The sequence below is a fragment of the Niveispirillum fermenti genome (assembly GCF_052474395.1).
In genome coordinates this window covers 1,227,352-1,245,078 of sequence record NZ_CP156681.1, presented here as the reverse complement: position 1 = coordinate 1,245,078, position 17,727 = coordinate 1,227,352, and the positions used below count along the sequence as shown (strand labels likewise).

13 protein-coding genes are annotated in these 17,727 nt (G+C 67.6%); 6 read left to right on the top strand and 7 right to left on the bottom strand.

Annotation, left to right across the window (positions count from 1 at the left end):
* Positions 1-112 precede the first annotated feature (112 nt).
* Entirely contained in the window at positions 113-550 is a 438-nt protein-coding gene (locus ABC728_RS17195; RefSeq protein WP_416621054.1) for a VOC family protein, read from the top strand.
* Between the two features lie 17 nt (positions 551-567).
* Here the strand turns inward: ABC728_RS17195 and ABC728_RS17190 are convergent, their stop codons facing one another.
* The 6 genes from ABC728_RS17190 to ABC728_RS17165 form a co-directional block, all read right to left on the bottom strand.
* Positions 568-1,347 carry a gamma-glutamyl-gamma-aminobutyrate hydrolase family protein gene (locus tag ABC728_RS17190; RefSeq protein WP_416621053.1) on the bottom strand — a complete coding sequence of 260 codons (780 nt, stop codon included), beginning with the start codon at positions 1,345-1,347 and terminating at the stop codon, positions 568-570.
* Positions 1,348-1,361: 14 nt separating this feature from the next.
* Complete coding sequence (locus ABC728_RS17185) at positions 1,362-1,997, bottom strand: LolA family protein (RefSeq protein WP_416621052.1); 636 nt, start codon at positions 1,995-1,997, stop codon at positions 1,362-1,364.
* A gap of 31 nt (positions 1,998-2,028) precedes the next feature.
* Complete coding sequence (locus ABC728_RS17180) at positions 2,029-2,745, bottom strand: carbonic anhydrase (protein ID WP_416621051.1); 717 nt, start codon at positions 2,743-2,745, stop codon at positions 2,029-2,031.
* 246 nt (positions 2,746-2,991) lie between these two features.
* On the bottom strand, positions 2,992-6,057 hold the full coding sequence (locus ABC728_RS17175; RefSeq protein WP_416621050.1) for a ligand-binding sensor domain-containing diguanylate cyclase: 3,066 nt from the start codon (positions 6,055-6,057) through the stop codon (positions 2,992-2,994).
* A 71-nt stretch (positions 6,058-6,128) separates the two neighbouring features.
* Positions 6,129-6,773, bottom strand: coding sequence for a LysE family translocator (locus tag ABC728_RS17170; RefSeq protein WP_416621049.1), 645 nt, complete (start codon positions 6,771-6,773; stop codon positions 6,129-6,131).
* Positions 6,770-9,100: a mechanosensitive ion channel domain-containing protein gene (locus ABC728_RS17165; RefSeq protein ID WP_416621048.1), complete on the bottom strand. Its 2,331-nt coding sequence runs from the start codon at positions 9,098-9,100 to the stop codon at positions 6,770-6,772. The genes ABC728_RS17170 and ABC728_RS17165 overlap by 4 nt, the downstream gene beginning before the upstream one ends.
* Positions 9,101-9,304: 204 nt before the next feature.
* Between ABC728_RS17165 and ABC728_RS17160 the strand changes: the two genes are divergently transcribed.
* The 5 genes from ABC728_RS17160 (at position 9,305) to leuC (ending at position 16,484) form a co-directional block, all read left to right on the top strand.
* Positions 9,305-9,964: a sulfite oxidase-like oxidoreductase gene (locus tag ABC728_RS17160; RefSeq protein ID WP_416621047.1), complete on the top strand. Its 660-nt coding sequence runs from the start codon at positions 9,305-9,307 to the stop codon at positions 9,962-9,964.
* Between the two features lie 449 nt (positions 9,965-10,413).
* Positions 10,414-12,708 (top strand): ribonuclease R, encoded by a 2,295-nt coding sequence (rnr, locus tag ABC728_RS17155; RefSeq protein ID WP_416621046.1) that lies wholly within the window; start codon positions 10,414-10,416, stop codon positions 12,706-12,708.
* 264 nt (positions 12,709-12,972) lie between these two features.
* A complete protein-coding gene (locus ABC728_RS17150) occupies positions 12,973-14,526 on the top strand; it encodes a S41 family peptidase (RefSeq protein ID WP_416621045.1) in 1,554 nt (517 codons plus the stop codon).
* 146 nt (positions 14,527-14,672) lie between these two features.
* Positions 14,673-14,840 (top strand): 50S ribosomal protein L33, encoded by a 168-nt coding sequence (gene rpmG, locus ABC728_RS17145; RefSeq protein ID WP_029012212.1) that lies wholly within the window; start codon positions 14,673-14,675, stop codon positions 14,838-14,840.
* 240 nt (positions 14,841-15,080) lie between these two features.
* On the top strand, positions 15,081-16,484 hold the full coding sequence (gene leuC / locus ABC728_RS17140; RefSeq protein ID WP_416621044.1) for a 3-isopropylmalate dehydratase large subunit: 1,404 nt from the start codon (positions 15,081-15,083) through the stop codon (positions 16,482-16,484).
* A 307-nt stretch (positions 16,485-16,791) separates the two neighbouring features.
* On the opposite strand, the gene ABC728_RS17135 is transcribed toward leuC, so the two are convergent.
* Positions 16,792-17,571: a substrate-binding periplasmic protein gene (locus ABC728_RS17135; RefSeq protein WP_416621043.1), complete on the bottom strand. Its 780-nt coding sequence runs from the start codon at positions 17,569-17,571 to the stop codon at positions 16,792-16,794.
* Between the last annotated feature and the right edge of the window lie 156 nt (positions 17,572-17,727).

The window sequence follows — 17,727 nt, the reverse complement described above, 5'->3', positions numbered from 1 at the left end:
GGGTGCATATAGGAAAAGATATCGGAGCGAAAGAGGGGTAGCCCCCGCCGTCGCATTATGTTGACGTAGCGGAAGCCCGGAAAGGGCCATGAACCGTGGGGAGAAGGCGGGGATGCCAGGATCGGATGGGGCGGCCGGGAACCGTAACGGGCAGGTCACGCCCTGCCTGCGCTACAGGGACGCAAGGGCTGCCATCGCCTGGCTGTCCCGCACCATCGGCTTCGTCGAACAACTTGTGGTGCCCGACGCCGGGGATGGTATCACCCATGCCCAGCTTGTCCTGGGCAGCGGCATGGTGATGCTGGGCAGCGACCGCAAGGACCAGTACGGTTTCCGTGCGCCGGGCCCCGACGGGGCCGGTGCGGCCCTGAACTGCTTCATCATCACCGATCTGGATACGCTGTACGCCCGTGCCGTGGCGGCGGGGGCAACGGCGCTGGAGGGCGGCATCGTGGAGACCGGCTATGGTTCCCGCGCCTTCACCCTGCGCGATCCCGAAGGCCATCTGTGGCATTTCGGAACCTACGATCCCTGGCAGGCGCCCTTATAGGCGTCCTGCCGCACCCGTCAGGGCCGGCTGCCGCGTGCCACATGGGCCCGCACGGCATCGCCGAAGGCGGAAAGCAGGGCGGCATAGGCCGGGTTTTCCCAGAAATGCCATTCGGGATGCCACTGCACCCCGATGGCAAAGCCCGGTCCGCCGATGAAGCGCACGCCCTCGATCTGGCCGTCGGGCGCCGTCGCCTCCACCGCCAGCGTGTCGGCCAGCCGGTCGATCCCCTGCTGGTGCAGGGAATTGACCATCATTTCCCGCTCACCGGTGATGCGCGCGAACTCCCCCCCCTCGGCCAGGGTCACGGGGTGGACGGGAGCATACTGCACCTCCACGGGTGCATCCTTGGGCTCCCGGTGGTCCATGCGGCCCGGGACATCCTGCACACGCGGGTGAAGCGTGCCGCCCAGTGCGACGTTCATTTCCTGAAAGCCGCGGCAGACGGCGAAGACCGGCACGCCACGGGCGAGGGCCGCCTTCAGCAGCGGTAGGGTCGTGGCATCGCGCGCCGGGTCCAGCGGCGGGGTGATCATGTCGTCCGGCAGGCCGTAATGGCCCGGATGCAGGTTGCTGGGGCTGCCGGTCAGGAACAGGCCGTCCAGCCCGTCCAGCAGCGCATCCACATCCCACCAGTCGCCCAGCGCCGGGATCAGCAGGGGCTGGCAGCCGGCCCCATGGCTGACGGCGCGGATATATTTGTCGCCCACGACATGAAACGGATGCGCCCCCAGTTCACGCGCGTCGCAGGGCAGGCCGACCAGCGGTTTGCGGGCGGCGGGCACGGGCTGGGTCATGTCTCGGGCTCCCGTCAGTCGCGGCCGCGGCGGCGGCCGGGGTCACGGAAATAGAACTGGTCCTTGTCCAGGCTGACGCCGAATTGCGGGTTCTGCAAGGCCACCTGCGTGGTACGCCCCTGCGCATCCAGCACCCGCCATTTGCGCAGGCCGAAGGGCTTTTCCTCGAACACCAGGGTCAGGCTGCCAAGACCGGGATCCTTGGTCTGTACCAGGGTCAGTTCCAGCAGACCATCTTCCTGTTCCAGGCGGGTGACCGTGACATCACCCGACAGGCTGATCCGTTCCCGCAGCAGGAAATCGGCCAGCGTGCTGCCGATCGGGGCATTCTGCTGCTCCCGCACCTCCGCATCCCAGAAATAGACGAAGCGGCCGTCGGCCACGATGAAATTGGCGTTGGGCGGGTCGTAATCGATGCGCATCCGTCCCGGCCGCAGAAGCTGGAACGTGCCGGCGGCCATGGGGCCGCCATCGTCGCTGGACTGGATGAACTGCGATTTCAGGCTGCGGATGCTGTTCAGATAGGCTTCCACGGCAGGCAGGCGCGCCTTTGCCTCTGCCGAAAGCGGCGGCGGCGCCCCCTTGGCGGCGGCGGCGGACGGAACGGCGAAGGCAATGGCGGCCAGCAGGGCCAGGATGGAAAAGCGCATGGGACCTGTCTAGCCGCCGATCATGGCTGGATTATGTATGCGCCGTGTCATCGCCGCGGCGCTGGTCCACGGCAGCCACCGTCGTGGAGGACAGGGAGGCATGGAAGCGCGGACGCGGGGTCGGGGGTGACGCCGGCTGGAACAGCCCCGTCTCCCCGTCCAGGACGTACAGTTCGGCATCCGCCACGTCGAACAGCATGCCGCACAGCAGCAGCCGGCCTTCCTGCTCCGCCTCCCGGATCCAGGGGAAGGTACGCAGATTCTCCAGGGACAGGCGGACCACAGCCCTTTCCAGTTCCGACAGGTCGAGCTGCGCGCCCTCCGGCATGTCGGCGCGGACCTTGGCCAGGGCCGGATCGGCGATGGACACCCATTCGGTGACGAAGTCGTAGGTCTGGTTGCTGCGGTCCTGCGGCAACGCGGCAACGCCGCCGCACTGCGAATGGCCCATGACCACCAGCAACTGCACGCCCAGTTCCTTCACGGCGAATTCCAGCGCAGCGCTGGTGCCGTGGAAGTCCTTGTTGGGCTGGTAGGGGGGAACCAGATTGGCGACGTTGCGGACGACGAACAGATCGCCCGGCTGCGCCGCGAAGATCAGGGTCGGGTCGACCCGGCTGTCGCAACAGGTGATCAGCGCCGCCTTGGGCTTCTGCCCTGCCCAGGCCAGGGTGCGGAACAGGCCGCGCTGCTGCTTGAAATTGGTCCGCCGGAACTCCCGGAAGCCTTCGATCAGATCCTTCAGCATGGAGCGCCCCATTTCTACGGAAGGTCAGTAGACCGGAATTTTGCGCCTGCACCATGACGGGCCGGCCCGCAACTGTCCAGATGGCCAATGACATTTCCATGTCATGGGGGGCCTGCGGTGATGCCGGGTCATACCAGGGGCATGAACTTATGACTCATGCCCCTGGTATGACCCGGCATCACCGCAGGCCCGGCGCTTGAGGTGCCGAAAACCTTGACCATCGGTCAAGATTTTCGGCCGCTGGTATCAGTCTGGGGCAGCCGCCACGATCACCTTGTTGCGCCCGCTGTTCTTCGCGGCGTAGAGCGCCGTGTCGGCCCGGTGCAGCAGGCTGTCCAGGCTTTCCGACGCGCCGCGCCACCCGGCCACGCCCAGGCTGGCCGTAACACCCACCTCAACGCCGTCCAGAACGGTGCGGGCCGCCGCCAGGGACAGGCGCAGCCGTTCGGCCAGTTCGGCGGCACCGGCCAGTCCCGTTTCCGGCAGCAGGATAACCAGTTCCTCCCCGCCGAAGCGGGCGGCCAGGTCCGGCCCGCGCCGTCCGGCCTCCAGCGTGTCGGCCGCGGTGCGCAGCACGGCGTCGCCCATGCGGTGGCCATGGCTGTCATTGACCTGCTTGAAATGGTCCAGGTCGATCAGGATGACGCTGAGCGGCCGGCCATAGCGGCAGGCCCGCATATGCTCGTGCAGGGCCAGTTCCATGAAACGGCGGCGGTTCAGCAGGCCCGTCAGCGGGTCGGTGCTGGCCAGCATGTCCAGCCGGGCATTGGCGGCCATCAGGTCGCGTGTCCGGGCCGTCACCTCCGCCTCCAGGTGCCCGCGCTGCCGGCGCAGGGCGCGGGTGCGGGCCTGGACGATGGCCGCGACCAGTACCATCACCACCAGCAATCCGCCGATCCGTGCCCACAGCGTCTCGTACCAGAACGGAGCCACGGTGACCGACAGCCGCATCTCGCCCGCCAGCGCATCGGGCCCCTCGGTCAGGGCCTGCACGACCAGAACATAATCGCCGGGCGGCAGGTTGGTGTAGCTGGCGCCCGGTGCGCGCGGCGGGCTGTCCACCCAGCCGGCATCGAACCCTTCCAGCCGATGACGATAGCGCAGGTCGGCGGCCGATCGGAAATCCAGCAGCGCGAAATCCAGCGCCAGCGTGCGTTCCAGCGCCGACAGCCGGAGCACCCCGCCCGCCGCCGGCAGAAAGGAGGGCAGACGCCGCTGGTGGTTGACCGACAGGCCCGTCAATTGCAGCCGGCCGGGCGGCGGCGGATCGGCGGCCCCGTCGGTATCCAGGATGGCCAGCCCGCCCAGCCCGCCCAGCAGCAGGCTGCCATCGGGCCCCCAGGCCAGGGCCCGCAGGACATAGTATTTCATGGTCGCCCCGTCACGGGCACCCAGAAGGGTGAAGCGGCCGGTGGGCGGGTCCAGCATGCCGATGCGCGACGGGGTGGTGAACCAGATGCGGCCCCGCCCGTCCACCCCCACCCCGCCGACATTGTCGTGCGGCAGGCCGTTGCCCCGGCGCATGGCGCGGAACCGCGGCGTGCCGGCCATATCCTCCACATCCGTGACGACCAGGCCACCCCCGGCCGTGGACAGCCACAGCCGGCCATGTCCATCCAGGGCCAGCCCCGTCACGAAGCCGTGCGGCAGGGTACCCGGGACCGCCGGATCGGGCCTGAAATTGCGAAACCGTCCCGAGCCGTCGCCGACGCTGAGCCCCGCGGCGGTGGCCACGGCAACGCGCCCGTCGGGCAGGCGCAGCACGGCGCGCACATGGTCGCTGACCAAACTGTCTGGACGGGCGGCGTCATGGCGGTGGACGGTGCATTCCCCCGTGGCGGGACTGTAGCGCAGCAGCCCGTCGTAACTGCCCAGCCAGACGGTGCCGCCATCCACGGCCATGTCCACGATGATGCGGCCTTCGGCGCAGGGAACGGCGCCGGGGGTGATCGCCAGGCTCGCGGGGTCGATGGCCACGACGCCGCGGCCACCGGCCAGCAGCGTCCCGTCCTCCAGTCGCCGCAGCACCTGCACGTCGCGCCCATTGTGCGGCGCCGGCATGCGCAGCCGGTGGATGCGCCGGGCCGGCAGGTCCAGCACATCGATGGCACCATCGGCCAGCCCCACCCAGACCCGCCCGCGGCCGTCATCCAGGGCGGAGAACACCTCCCCATTGGACAGGGTCATGGGATTGAGGGGGGAGGATGGCACGATGCGGACACGCGCGGCATGGGGATCGTGCCGTTCCAGCCCCTGGCTGGTCACCAGCCAGATATTGCCCGACCGGTCCACCATGCTGGCCCGCATGCGGTCGCTGCCGATGCTGCCGGGCAGCACGGGATCGTGGCGGACCGCGCGGGTGCTGCCCGTGCGCGGATCATGGATCAGCAGGCCGGCCCCGTCGGTCGCGATCCAGATATCGCCGCCCGGCACCTCGGTGAAACCGCGGACGGTACGCCGCCCGGCCAGCCCGTCCGGCCCCGAAAGACCGGCGACGACCCGCGGCTTGCCGTCGGCGGGATGCAGATAGGCCAGTCCCGCGTCGCCCGACCCGACCCAAAGGCGGCCCGCACTGTCGCGCAGGATGGCCCAGATGTCGCCCGCCAGCACGGCCGCCGCCGCCCCCTGGCCGCGGATGCGGGTGAAATGTGCCTGACCGGCACGCCGGTGCAGCAGCCCCGCGACACCGCCCAGCCAGAGATCGCCGTTGGCATCCTCGAACACGGTGAACAGGCGCGGGTTGGCCGCGCTGCCGTCGGCCAGGCGGATATCGACATGCCGCAGCCCGGGCTCTCCCGCCTGCCACTGGAACAGCCCGTCATCGGTGGCGATCCAGGCGCTGTCACCCCCGGCGGTGCGGCTGGGCTCGATCGCCAGGACGCGGCCCGAATCGCCATCGGGGGGCAGCAGCCGGATGAACTGGTCCCGCCACGGATCGTACCGGGCAACCCCGCCGGCGCCCGTGCCGACCAGCATGCCGCCATCCGCCAGGGGCAGCAGGGCCCGGATATAATTGTCGGGCAGGCTGCCGGGCCGGCCGGGATCGGCTTCCCAGCGCTGCATGCGGTAACCGTCGTACCGCGCCAGTCCCGCCTGCGTGCCGACCCACAGCAGCCCGTCACGATCCTGGGCCACAGCGCTGACCGTATCGTGCGGCAGCCCGTCGGCTGTTGTCAGTCGGGAAAAGGAAAGGGCCGGAAAATCACCCCAGATGTCCCCGTCGCCGGCCGCACGGGAGGGCATGCACAGCACCAGGAGCGCCAGCATCAGCCCGAGGGCGGGAAAGGTGCGCGCAAGGGAGGGCGAGGGCATGGGGATTTGGCATCGGTCGGCGTTCATCCACTATGCCGTGCGCCCCCCGGCAAGGGAAGGGCCACCCGCCATCAAAGCGAGGTCATGGCGAGCAGCAGCCCGGCCCCGATCAGCAGGGCGCCCGTCATGCGGTTCAGCCAGCGCTGGGATGACGGTCCGGACAGGCGCAGGGCCAGCCCCCTGCCCCCGATGGCATAGGTCATGATCCAGCCGAACTCGATCACCAGCATGCCGGCGACCAGGATGGAAAGCTGCGGGGCCAGCGCCCGCTGCGGATCGATGAATTGCGGGAAGAAGGCTGCCATGAAGATCAGCGCCTTGGGATTGGACAGGGTGATCAGCAGCCCCTGGCCGAAAAGCCCCGCCAGCCCCCGCCGCCGCGCCGACCGGGCCTGCACCGCGGCCTCGGCCAGCGCCGCCGGGGGTGCTGGAACCGCCCGCCAGGCCTGCACGCCCAGCCAGGTGAGATAGGCGACCCCGGCCCATTTGAAGATGGAGAACGCCAGCGGCGACGCCTTCAGCAGCAGGCCCAGCCCCAGGGCCGACAAGGCGGCCAGCCCGCCCAGCGACAGGCACATGCCGATCCCGCCCCAGGCGGCCCCCGCCAGTCCATGGCGCATGCCCATGGACAGCGCGGACAGCATGTTGGGGCCAGGCGTCGCCGACAGGAAAAAGCAGGTCGTCAGGAACATGACGAGCGTCTGCGTGGAAATCATGATGGGTCGGTCCTGTCTTCCGGTGCGCCGGACCCACCCATGTCCGGGCCGGATGCGGGCATGGCCGGGCTGCCGGAGGTGATATGCAGCACGCGCTGCGGGAAGGGAATGGAAATCCCCTCGGCATCGAACCGCTTCTTCATGCGGCGGTTGAATTCCCGCCCCATGGCCGATTGCTGCCCGGCCCGGGTCTTAAGCCGGCCCTTGATCAGCACCGCGCTGTCCTGGAAGGCATCGACGCCGGCGATTTCGACCGGCCCCAGGATATTGGCGGCCAGCGCCGGCTCGGCCTGCATCTCCGCCCCCAGTTCCTGGAGAATGCGGACCACCTGGTCGGTGTCGGCGGCGTAATCGACGGTCACGTTCAGGACGTAATAGCTGAAATCCTTGGTGCTGTTGGTGACGGTCCCGACGGAGCTGAACGGGATGGTATGGACGGCTCCGTCATAGCCGCGCAGCCGCAGGGACCGGATGGACATCGCCTCCACCCCGCCCGTCAGACCGGCCACGGTCACCACGTCGCCCACGCTGACTGTATCCTCGATCAGCATGAAAAGGCCGGTGATCACGTCCTTGACCAGGGTCTGCGCGCCGAAGCCGATGGCCAGGCCGATGACACCGGCACCGGCCAGCAGCGGGGCGATGTTGACCCCCATCTCCGACAGCACGATCAGCACCACCAGCGTGGCCAGGAACACCGTCAGCACATTGCGCAGCAGCGGCAGCAGGGTGCGCATGCGCGCGCTTCGCATCAGGCGCACCCCCTGATCGTCGGTGGCCAGCAGGTAGCGCTGGATGGCGCCGTTGACCATCTCCCACACAACCAGGGCCAGCGCCAGGACGATGGTGATGGTGATCGCCGACGCGCCGATGCGCTGGCCGATGCCGCTGCCCAGCCAGGCCGCGACATTGGCACCCCACGCCTGCGCCAGCAGCAGCAGGGTGAACAGCACCAGCGCCCCCTGGGCCAGCCGGCTCAGCAATGGCAGATAGCGGTTGACCCTTTCCTCCAGCCCCGGATAGGCGGATTTCAGGTCTGCCGGCACCTCCAGCCCGCGCAGGACGAGCCGGTTCAGCCCTTCCGACAGCAGGCGCGACACGATCAGGATGGCGCCCGTCACCAGCGTGGCGCGCAGCACGAAATCGAATCCGCCGGCGATATCCAGAACCCAGATCAGATAGACGGCACCGATATAGAGGATGGCCAGGATGTGCCAGACATCGGCCAGCCGCTGCCGCACCAGCCGCAGGACCACCTGCCGGCGGACCGGCGCACCGGATGCCGCCGTTCCGGCCGCCTGCATCTCCCCCTCTCCTTCACCGGCCAGCAGCGCGCGCAGCGCCTCGCCGGGATCGGTGCCGGGCAACGGTTCCGGCCGGCCGCGCAAGGCATCTGCCACCGGTTGCCGGTTCTGAAGGATCAGGATGACGATCATGGCCGTGACCAGCAGGCCGACGAATTTCAGCCACGCCGCCAGCGGTGTGGGAGGCAGACCCAGCACCTCCATCGCCTCGCCGATGAAATAGCCGTAAACGGCGACGATCACGACGCGCCGCACCCAGATCAGCAGATAGTGCGCCGTTTCGTCGCCCAGCGCGCCCAGCCGCAGATTGGCCGTCGCGGGCGACAGAAGGAAACGGGTCAGCGCCAGGACACCCTGCACGATCAGGCTGGCATTCAGGATGGTCAGCGATGCCAGCCGCACCGCGTGCGGTGCGTCGGTGACGGCCAGCAGGCCGAAACCGGCCAGGGCGAAGGCCGCGAGCGGCAGCAGGTCCAGCAGCAGACGGGCCGCCAGCAGCAGCAGCTTCATCATCAGACCGCCGGCCGGGCGGGCACCCAGCGACGCGCGCGGCCGGGCCAGCAGCCAGATGGTCAGGAACCGCGCGGCATACCCGCCGCCGATGATGCCGGCCAGATGCAGGCCCAAGGCCACCCAGCCATCACGGCGGACCGGATCCGTGACCTGCTGATGCAGCCAGCGCAGGGCGTGCGGCGCGTCGATCAGCGCCTGCCCGGCCGCCGCGACCTGCGCGCTCAACTGCTCCACACGGTCGGACAGGGTTGCCAGCACGCGCCCGCCCATCGTGTCCGGTTCCGCCGCCGCCGGCGGAGCCTCCACAGCCCGCAGCGCCTTCAGCCGTGCCAGCAGCGCATCACGGCTGGCCGGGTCCTCCAGCGTGGCGATCAGAGCATCCATCTCCGCCGCGCGGGGGGCGTCCGTGTCGGGCGTCGCGGCGGATTGGGCCCATGCGGGCACCCCCGCCAGGACAAGCAGGACGAACAGCAGGCCGGTCAGCCAGGAACGGATCGGATATGGCCGCATGGGCAACGGGACCTTCTTCCGGTGCGAGGGGGGCACCGCCCCGGACAAGGCGCATACCCCGCGGGTTCAGCAATGTCAGGTGCAACATAGCAGTTCTGGCGTGCCGCGCCATGTGCGCGCGCTGCACCGGTCCCCCTCGCCCCGCAGGGACCGCCGCGCTATGTGTCAAGGACAGCCGCCAACCACCCGGATGGATTCTCCCCCATGGCCGACGATACGCCCGAACACCCCGCCAACGCGAAGCTGATCGCGTCCAAGCAGCAATGGGCCCGCGACGGCCGGCTGCTGACCGGCGCCGCCGCACCGCGTGCCCAGCGCCTGCCACCCGGCCAGCGGGAGGTCCGGAACTGGCCCGTGCTGGATCTGGGCGTTCAGCCGCAGGTTCCGGCCGACCGGTGGGAATTGCGCATCGACGGGCTGGTGGAACACCCGACAACCTGGAACTGGGCTGATTTCCGGCGCCAGCCGCCCTTCCAGGACGTCTCCGACATCCATTGCGTCACATCCTGGTCACGCTATGACAATCATTGGGAAGGCGTGTCGGCCCGGCATATCCTGGAAGTGGTCAGGCCGCTGCCCGAGGCCAGGCATGTCATCTTCCATTCCTATGACGGGTACACGACAAACGTGGCCCTTCCGGTGTTCGATGATGCCGACGTGCTGCTGGCCCATGGCTGGGAAGGCGAGCCCATCACGACCGACCATGGCGGGCCGGTGCGGGTGATCATCCCGAAATTCTATTTCTGGAAATCCGCCAAATGGGTGAACCGCATCGAGTTCGTGGCGGAGGACCGGCCCGGCTTCTGGGAAGAACGCGGTTACCACAATGAGGGCGATCCCTGGACCGAACAGCGCTATAGCTGAAGCGTGGTAATCGATTCGGTCCGTTGCCAGACGACGGCGGCGGGCTTATATTCGAGAAGGTTGCCGGGGCAGTTGACGCTGCCCCGGCGCCCCCTTGGAACCGGATCACAAGGCGCATGCCGAAGCCGAAGCCTTATGAATACCAGTTCCATGGAACGGGGTTGCTTAGTTTCGGTAAGCATCCTTCTCGCTCCTGTTGTGGCGGGGGTGGCCTATCCGCCCCCTATGACACCAAGAGGCATGGAGAATGCCCCTTGGTATCCGCACCGACGGGCGTGGCGGCCCGTGCCGCCGAAGCCTTTGATCTCGATGATGTCGAGATCAAAGGCACATGGTATGACACCACGAGGAATAGATTAGGCGAACGCTGATTCCTCTTGAAGGAACCTATCGGCGTCTCGCCTATTTTTTTGCCTTCAGATCATCTTGTGCATGTGGACATCATCTCCTTGAAAAATCCCAAGAAAGAAGCCCCCTTCCCCACCAAGGATCAAGTCCTGGAATTCATCCGGGAAAGCCCCTACCCGGTCGGCAAGCGGGAGATTGCACGCGCCTTTCACATCAGCGGCGATGACCGTGTCGCGCTGAAGGAACTGCTGCGCGATCTGGAAGGGGATGGGGCGATCGAGAAGGGCGGGCGGCGCCGTCTGGCCCCGCCGGCCAGCCTGCCGCCCGTGGGCGTGGTGATCGTCACCGGTGTGGATGTGGACGGGGAACTGATTGCCCGGCCGCTGAACTGGTCCGATCCGGACCGGGAACCGCCGCGCATCATCATGAAGCCGGAACGGCGTGGCAGCCCGGCCTTGGGCGAGGGCGACCGCGCGCTGGCGCGGCTGGCCCGCATCCGTGACGACCTGTATGAGGGCCGCACCATCAAGAAGCTGGGCGGCGACCAGACGGCGCAGATGGTGGGCGTCTATGAGCTGGGCCCCGATGGCGGTCGCCTGCGCCCCGCCGACCGCCGGGCCAAGGCCGATTTCATCATCCTGCCGCAGAATGCCATGGATGCCGCCCCCGGTGATCTGGTGGTGGCCGAGGTCCTGCCTTCCTCCCGCCATGGCCTGAAACAGGCGCGCGTGGTGGAGGTGCTGGGCGGGATCGACCAGCCCAAGGCCATCAGCCTGATCGCCATTCACCAGCATGGCATCCCGGTCCATTTCCCACCCGCCGCCATCGAGCAGGCCGAGGCGGCAACGGAGCCGACCCTGGCCGGCCGCACCGACCTGCGCGATATCCCGCTGGTGACCATCGACGGGGCCGATGCGCGCGATTTCGACGATGCCGTCTTTGCCGAACCCGATACGGACCCCAACAATGCGGGTGGCTGGCACCTGCTGGTCGCCATTGCCGACGTGTCCGCCTATGTCACGCCGGGCAGCCCGCTGGACAAGGCCGCACTGGACCGCGGCAATAGCTGCTATTTCCCCGACCGCGTCGTGCCCATGCTGCCCGAGGCGCTGTCGAACGAGCTGTGCAGCCTGAAGCCCGGCGTCAACCGCGCCTGTCTGGCCGTCCATATCTGGATCGACGCGGCGGGCCGGATCAAGCGGCACCGGTTCGTGCGCGGGCTGATGCGCTCTGCCGCACGCCTGACCTATGAACAGGTGCAGGCGGCGTTCGACGGCGCGCCCGATGACCTGACAGGGCCGCTGCTGGACCCCGTCATTCGCCCCCTCTATGGCGCTTATGACGTGCTGGCCCATGCACGGTCGCGGCGCGGCACGCTGGAACTGGACCTGCCGGAACGCAAGGTGCGGATCGGGGAGGATGGCAAGGTGGCGGAGATCGGGGTGCGCACCCGCCTGGACAGCCACCGCCTGATCGAGGAATTCATGATCGCCGCCAATGTCGCGGCGGCCGAAGCGCTGGAGGCGCGCGATACCCCCCTGCTCTACCGTGTCCACGCCGAACCGGCGCTGGACAAGCTGGAACCGCTGCGCGAGTTCCTGAAGACCATGGGCTACAATCTGGCCAGGGGAACGGCGATGCGGCCCGCCGCCTTCACCAACATCCTGGACAAGGCCAGGGACACGCCCGAATCGGAACTGATCAGCACCGTCATCCTGCGATCCCAGGCACAGGCCGTGTATCAGCCTGACAATATCGGCCATTTCGGGCTGGCGCTGGAACGCTATGCCCATTTCACCAGCCCCATCCGCCGCTATGCCGACCTGATCGTCCACCGCGCCCTGGTCCGCGCCTGGCATCTGGGCGATGGCGGGTTGAGCGACGAGGAGATGGGCAGGCTGGACAAGATCGGGGAACTGATATCGGCCACCGAACGGCGCGCGGCGGATGCAGAGCGCGACGCGCTGGACCGCTATGTCGCCGCCTATCTGTCAGACCGGGTGGGGGCGACCTTCAGCGGCAAGATCAGCGGCGTGTCGAATTTCGGTCTGTTCGTGACGCTGGATGAAACCGGGGCCGACGGGATCGTGCCCATTTCCACCCTGCCCGATGATTTCTATGACCATGACGAGGCGCATCACTGCCTGTTGGGCCGCCGGCACCGCCGTGTCTTCCGGCTGGGCGAACGGGTGAAGGCAAGGTTGCTGGAGGCCGATGCCATCACCGGGTCCATGGTCTTCCGGCTGCTGAACCCCGATGGCAGCGAGATGCCGGCCGGCCGTGGATCGGGAACCGGCGCGGGTCATCGCGGCCGGCCGGAACGCCGGCGGGAACGGGAACGGGATGAGGCGCCACCCAGCATCGACGCCCCCAGGCCGCCGCGCCGAAGACGGTGACACGGACGATGGCTGCCCGCCGCCACGGCCAAAGCCGGCAGGCAGCCCCCACGACCGGCCAAAGCCGGCAGGCAGCCCCCACGACCGGCCAAAGCCGGCAGGCAGCCCCCACGACCGGCCAAAGCCGGTCGATGCCATGCGCGAATATGCAGGCTCCTGACCTTTCGTGTGCGTCCGTGGCCTTTACGGCCCCGCCCGCCTGCGGCACAGTGCCACTGCAAGGTGCGGCGGCAAAGACCGCACCCGTCACAGGGGGAAATGTGCATGGCGTCACGGCTGGTATCGGGTCTGCTGGTCCTTGGTCTTCTGACCGGGCCCGTCCTGGCACGTGATGAACAGCAGATCCCGGTTGCCGCCGCCAATGTCACCACGGAACATCTGTTCTCCGTTGCCTTCCGACCCATCACGGAAAACCTGCTGAAGCCCGTCTTCATGCCCACGCTGCTGGCCGACGGGTTGCGCCGGGTGGTGGCCGTCGATCGGCGGCTTGCCATTGCGGAGGCACCCGGCCGGCTGATCCTGCAGCGTGACGGCATGGAACTGGCCCAGGTGGCGCTGCCCGCCGACAATGTGCCGGAACGCTGGGCCCAGGTGACGGCGGACATGCTGCGCGCCGTGGAGGCCGCGGCCCCCGCCATCGCGGCCAGGGAACGGGAAACCGTGTGGCGCGACATGTTCGACGGGATGATGGCGGACATGGACGGCTATTCCCGCTATGCCGAGCCCAACCGGGCCCAGACCGAGCGCAGCCAGCGCGAGGGATATGACGGGATCGGCATCGGTGTGCGCCAGCGTGACGGCCTGTACGAGGTGGCCAGCCTGGTGCCCGAGGGGCCGGCGGCGGCAGCCGGCATCAAGGTGGGCGACCGTATCTATGAAGTGGCCGGCGTGCGGGCCGCCGGGCTGGCCTATGAGCGGCTGACGGCCTTGATCCAGGGGCCGGAGGGAAGCTGGGTGGAGATGCGGGTCGGCGCATCGGAAGGACTTGCGCAGCGGCTGACGGTGCGGCGCAGGCACCTGGTGCCCAACACGGTCCGCGCCAGCCTGGATGACGGCATCGCCACGATCCGAATCGAGCGGTTCAATAACGCCACGCAGGACAATGTCCGCCAGGCCCTGTTGCGCTATCAGGAAAAAGCCCCCCTGCGCGGCGCCGTGCTGGACCTGCGCGGCAATCCCGGCGGGGTCATGGTGCAGGCCGTGGGGGTGGTCAACCTGTTCGTGCAGCAGGGCCGTATCATCACCACGCGCGGCCGCCACCCCAGTTCGGTGCAATGGTTTGAGGCGCAGCGCCCGACGACCGCCTTCCCCGACCTGCCGCTGATCGTGCTGATCGACGGGCAGACCGCCTCTTCGGCCGAAATCGTGGCTGCGGCGCTGCAGGATGCGGGGCGCGCCCTGCTGATCGGCGCTTCCACCTTTGGCAAGGGCAGCGTGCAGCATGTGACCCAACTGCCCAACGGTGCCGAGCTTTTCATCACCTGGAGCCGTATCTATGCGCCCAGCGGCTACAGTTTCGACAAGCAGGGTGTCCAGCCCAGCCTTTGCACCAGCCGCGACGGTGCCAGCGTGGACCGGCTGCTGTCGGAAGCCGCCCTGGCCGATGGCGGCGCCCTGACCGCCCTGGCCCGCTACCGGCTGGCCGCCCCCGATGATGCCGACGCCGTCGCGCAGTTGCGCGCGGCCTGCCCTGCCAAGGCCGCCGACGGTTCCGCCGCGGCAACGATGGGGGAACAGTTGGCCCGCACGCTGCTGGGCAATCCGGTGCTCTATCGCCAAGCCCTATCGTCCCGGCACATCAACGTTGCGGAGCGGTAGGGTCTTTGTCCTTGACAGATGGGGGCGGATGGGTAGATTCCGCCGCTGTGCCGCCCGGGGTCCGTCTCCGGGCGTGACCGTTTTTATTATCGAACCGGCCGCGCGTCCTTGCGGTGGCCGCAAGTCAGACGCAGGTAGGATGTATCATGGCTAAGCAGAACACCGTGCTGATCAAGTTGGTGAGCACCGCCGACACGGGCTACTTCTATGTGAAGAAGAAGAACCCGCGCAAGACGACCGAGAAGCTGGAATTCAACAAGTATGATCCGGTCGCGCGCAAGCACGTTGCCTTCAAGGAATCCAAGATGAAGTGATCGTCCCCGACGATCACTTCCGGCCTTCCAGGCATGAGAGAACCCGCCGGCCCCCGCTGGCGGGTTTTTTTATTACCCGCCCATGCGCCACCCTTGACGCTGCGTTGCATACAAGGCCCCGCACGGCGCGCAAGGCCGCTTGTGATGGCGGGTCGGTGCCGCTATGCTCCGGCCACGTAACAAAGTGACCGGAAAGACACCCCCTTCTTTCCGGTTCGGTCCCGACCCCAGGTGAGCAGCATGGCCCGTACCCTCTACGACAAGATCTTCGACAGCCACACCGTCCATCGCCAGGAGGACGGCACGTCCGTGCTGTATATCGATCTGCATCTGGTTCACGAGGTGACGAGCCCGCAGGCCTTCGAGGGCCTGCGCATTGCCGGGCGCAAGCTGCGTCAGCCGGGCAAGACGCTGGCCGTGGCCGACCATAACGTGCCCACCAGCAAGGACCGCCTGGCCGGCATCAAGAACGAGGAAAGCCGCGTCCAGGTGGAACAGCTTGGCATCAACGCCAAGGAATTCGGCGTCGAATATTTCGACATGTCGGATATACGCCAGGGCATCGTGCATGTCGTCGGCCCCGAGCAGGGCGTGACCCAGCCCGGCATGACCATCGTCTGCGGCGACAGCCACACGGCCACGCATGGTGCCTTCGGCGCGCTGGCCTTCGGCATCGGCACGTCGGATGTGGAGCATGTGCTGGCCACCCAGACGCTGCTGATCAAGAAATCCAAGAACATGCTGGTGAAGGTCGATGGCGATCTGCCGCCGGGCGTCACCGCCAAGGACCTGACGCTGGCCGTCATCGGCCGGCTGGGCACCGCGGGCGGCACCGGCTATGTCATCGAATATGCCGGCAAGGCTTTCCGCGACCTGTCCATCGAAGGCCGCATGACGGTCTGCAACATGGCCATCGAGGCCGGGGCCCGCGCCGGCCTGATCGCCCCGGACGAGAAGACCTTCGAATACCTGCGTGGCCGCCCCCGCAGCCCGCAGGGTGCCGATTTCGACCGCGCCGTCGACTATTGGAAGAGCCTGCCCAGCGACGAGGGCGCGGTCTATGACAAGGTCGTGGAACTGAACGCGGCCGACATCGTGCCGCTGGTCACCTGGGGCACCAGCCCGGAAGACGTGGCCCCGATCACCGCCAACGTGCCCAGCCCGGCCGATTTCAAGGACCCGCACAAGGCCAAGGCGGTGGAACGCTCGCTTGCCTATATGGGCCTGACGCCGGGCACGCCCCTGTCGCAGGTGCCGGTGCAGAAGGTGTTCATCGGTTCCTGCACCAACAGCCGCATCGAGGATCTGCGCGCCGCCGCCGACGTGGCCCGGGGCCGCAAGGTGGCCGAGGGCGTCTATGCCATGGTCGTCCCCGGTTCGGGTCTGGTGAAGAAGCAGGCCGAGGAAGAAGGCCTGCACACGATCTTCACCGACGCCGGGTTCGACTGGCGCGAGCCCGGCTGTTCCATGTGCCTGGCCATGAACGACGACAAGCTGAAGCCCGGCGAGCGTTGCGCCAGCACGTCCAACCGCAATTTCGAAAGCCGCCAGGGCCCCGGTGGCCGTACCCATCTGGTCAGCCCCGCCATGGCCGCCGCCGCCGCCATCAAGGGCCACCTGACGGACGTGCGCGCCCTGTCCTGATACTATTTTGTGGTGATCAGAACCTATAGGTTCTGATCACCACCCTCAATTGCCGGCGCCAACATCCGTTGGCTTGGCTGCGCCGCACGAGCGGCGCGGCGGCAGTCGCCGCCGGACCAACTTGCGGTGAGTTGAACTCTTCGCAACTTGGTTGGCGCGTTGAGCGTCCGCGCGCCCATGCGCGCGTGAGCCCAAGCCGCCGGATGGCGGCGCCCGGTGCATGAGGGATGCATTGATCAGGACCGTAGGGTCTGATCAATGCAGATACGGATAATCGTTGCAGGCGGACAGGAAGGGATCGCGCCCGTCAGCGCTGCCAGTCCTTCATGCCGTAACGGGCCAGGATGGTGGCCAGTTCGCCCGATTTGCGCAGGTCCGCAAGCCGGCTGTCGATCAGGGCGACATAGGTCCGGCTGTTCGGGTCCTTGGGCGAAAAGCCGATGGAAACCGGCGTCTCCTGCCCCAGCGCATGATAATTGACCAGGTTGCGATAACCCTTCAGTTCCAACAGGTAATCCACGACATTGCTGTCTTCGACCAGGGCATCGATCTTACCCTCGATCAGCATGTTCACCAGATCCTCGGTGACGTTGTCGCCCGACACCTGGACCAGGTTGGGAGAATCCTTGTTGGCATCGATGAAGGCATTCACCTCATCACTATAGAAATAATCCTTGATCGACCCGAAGCGCAGGCCCTTCAGCGACTCCAGATCCGTAACCTTGAAGCCCGACACGTCGCGGCTCTTGCGGATGACAAGGGTGGGACGCGACAGGCCCAGCGGGTGCGTGGGATAGATCAGGTCGGCCGCCTCATCCGCCGTAGCGCCGACGGCGCCGGTCACCGTGCCGGCCGAGGCCGCAGCCAGCGTCTCGGTCCAGGGCATCAGGGCGTAATCCACCTTGTGACCGGCAGGCTCCAGCGCGGCGCGGGCGATTTCCACCAGATAGCCGGGGCGCATGCCTGGCTCGCAATTATAGGGACACCAATTGTCCGCCCGCAGCAACACATCCCCTGCCAGGGCCGGCAACGCCGCCATCACGGCCAGCACGGCGCCGATACCGCCTGCTTTCCACCCGCCTTTCATCCGTTCTTCCTTCTACGCCATCAACACGAGATGAGGCTTGGTAATCAACACTTCCCTCAATGTCAATTCAACCCGATCCCGGGCCGATCGCGAATTTCCCGGCCTCCGGGCATGGCGGGACTGGACAGCCCCGCCACCACGACCCACCCTCATTCC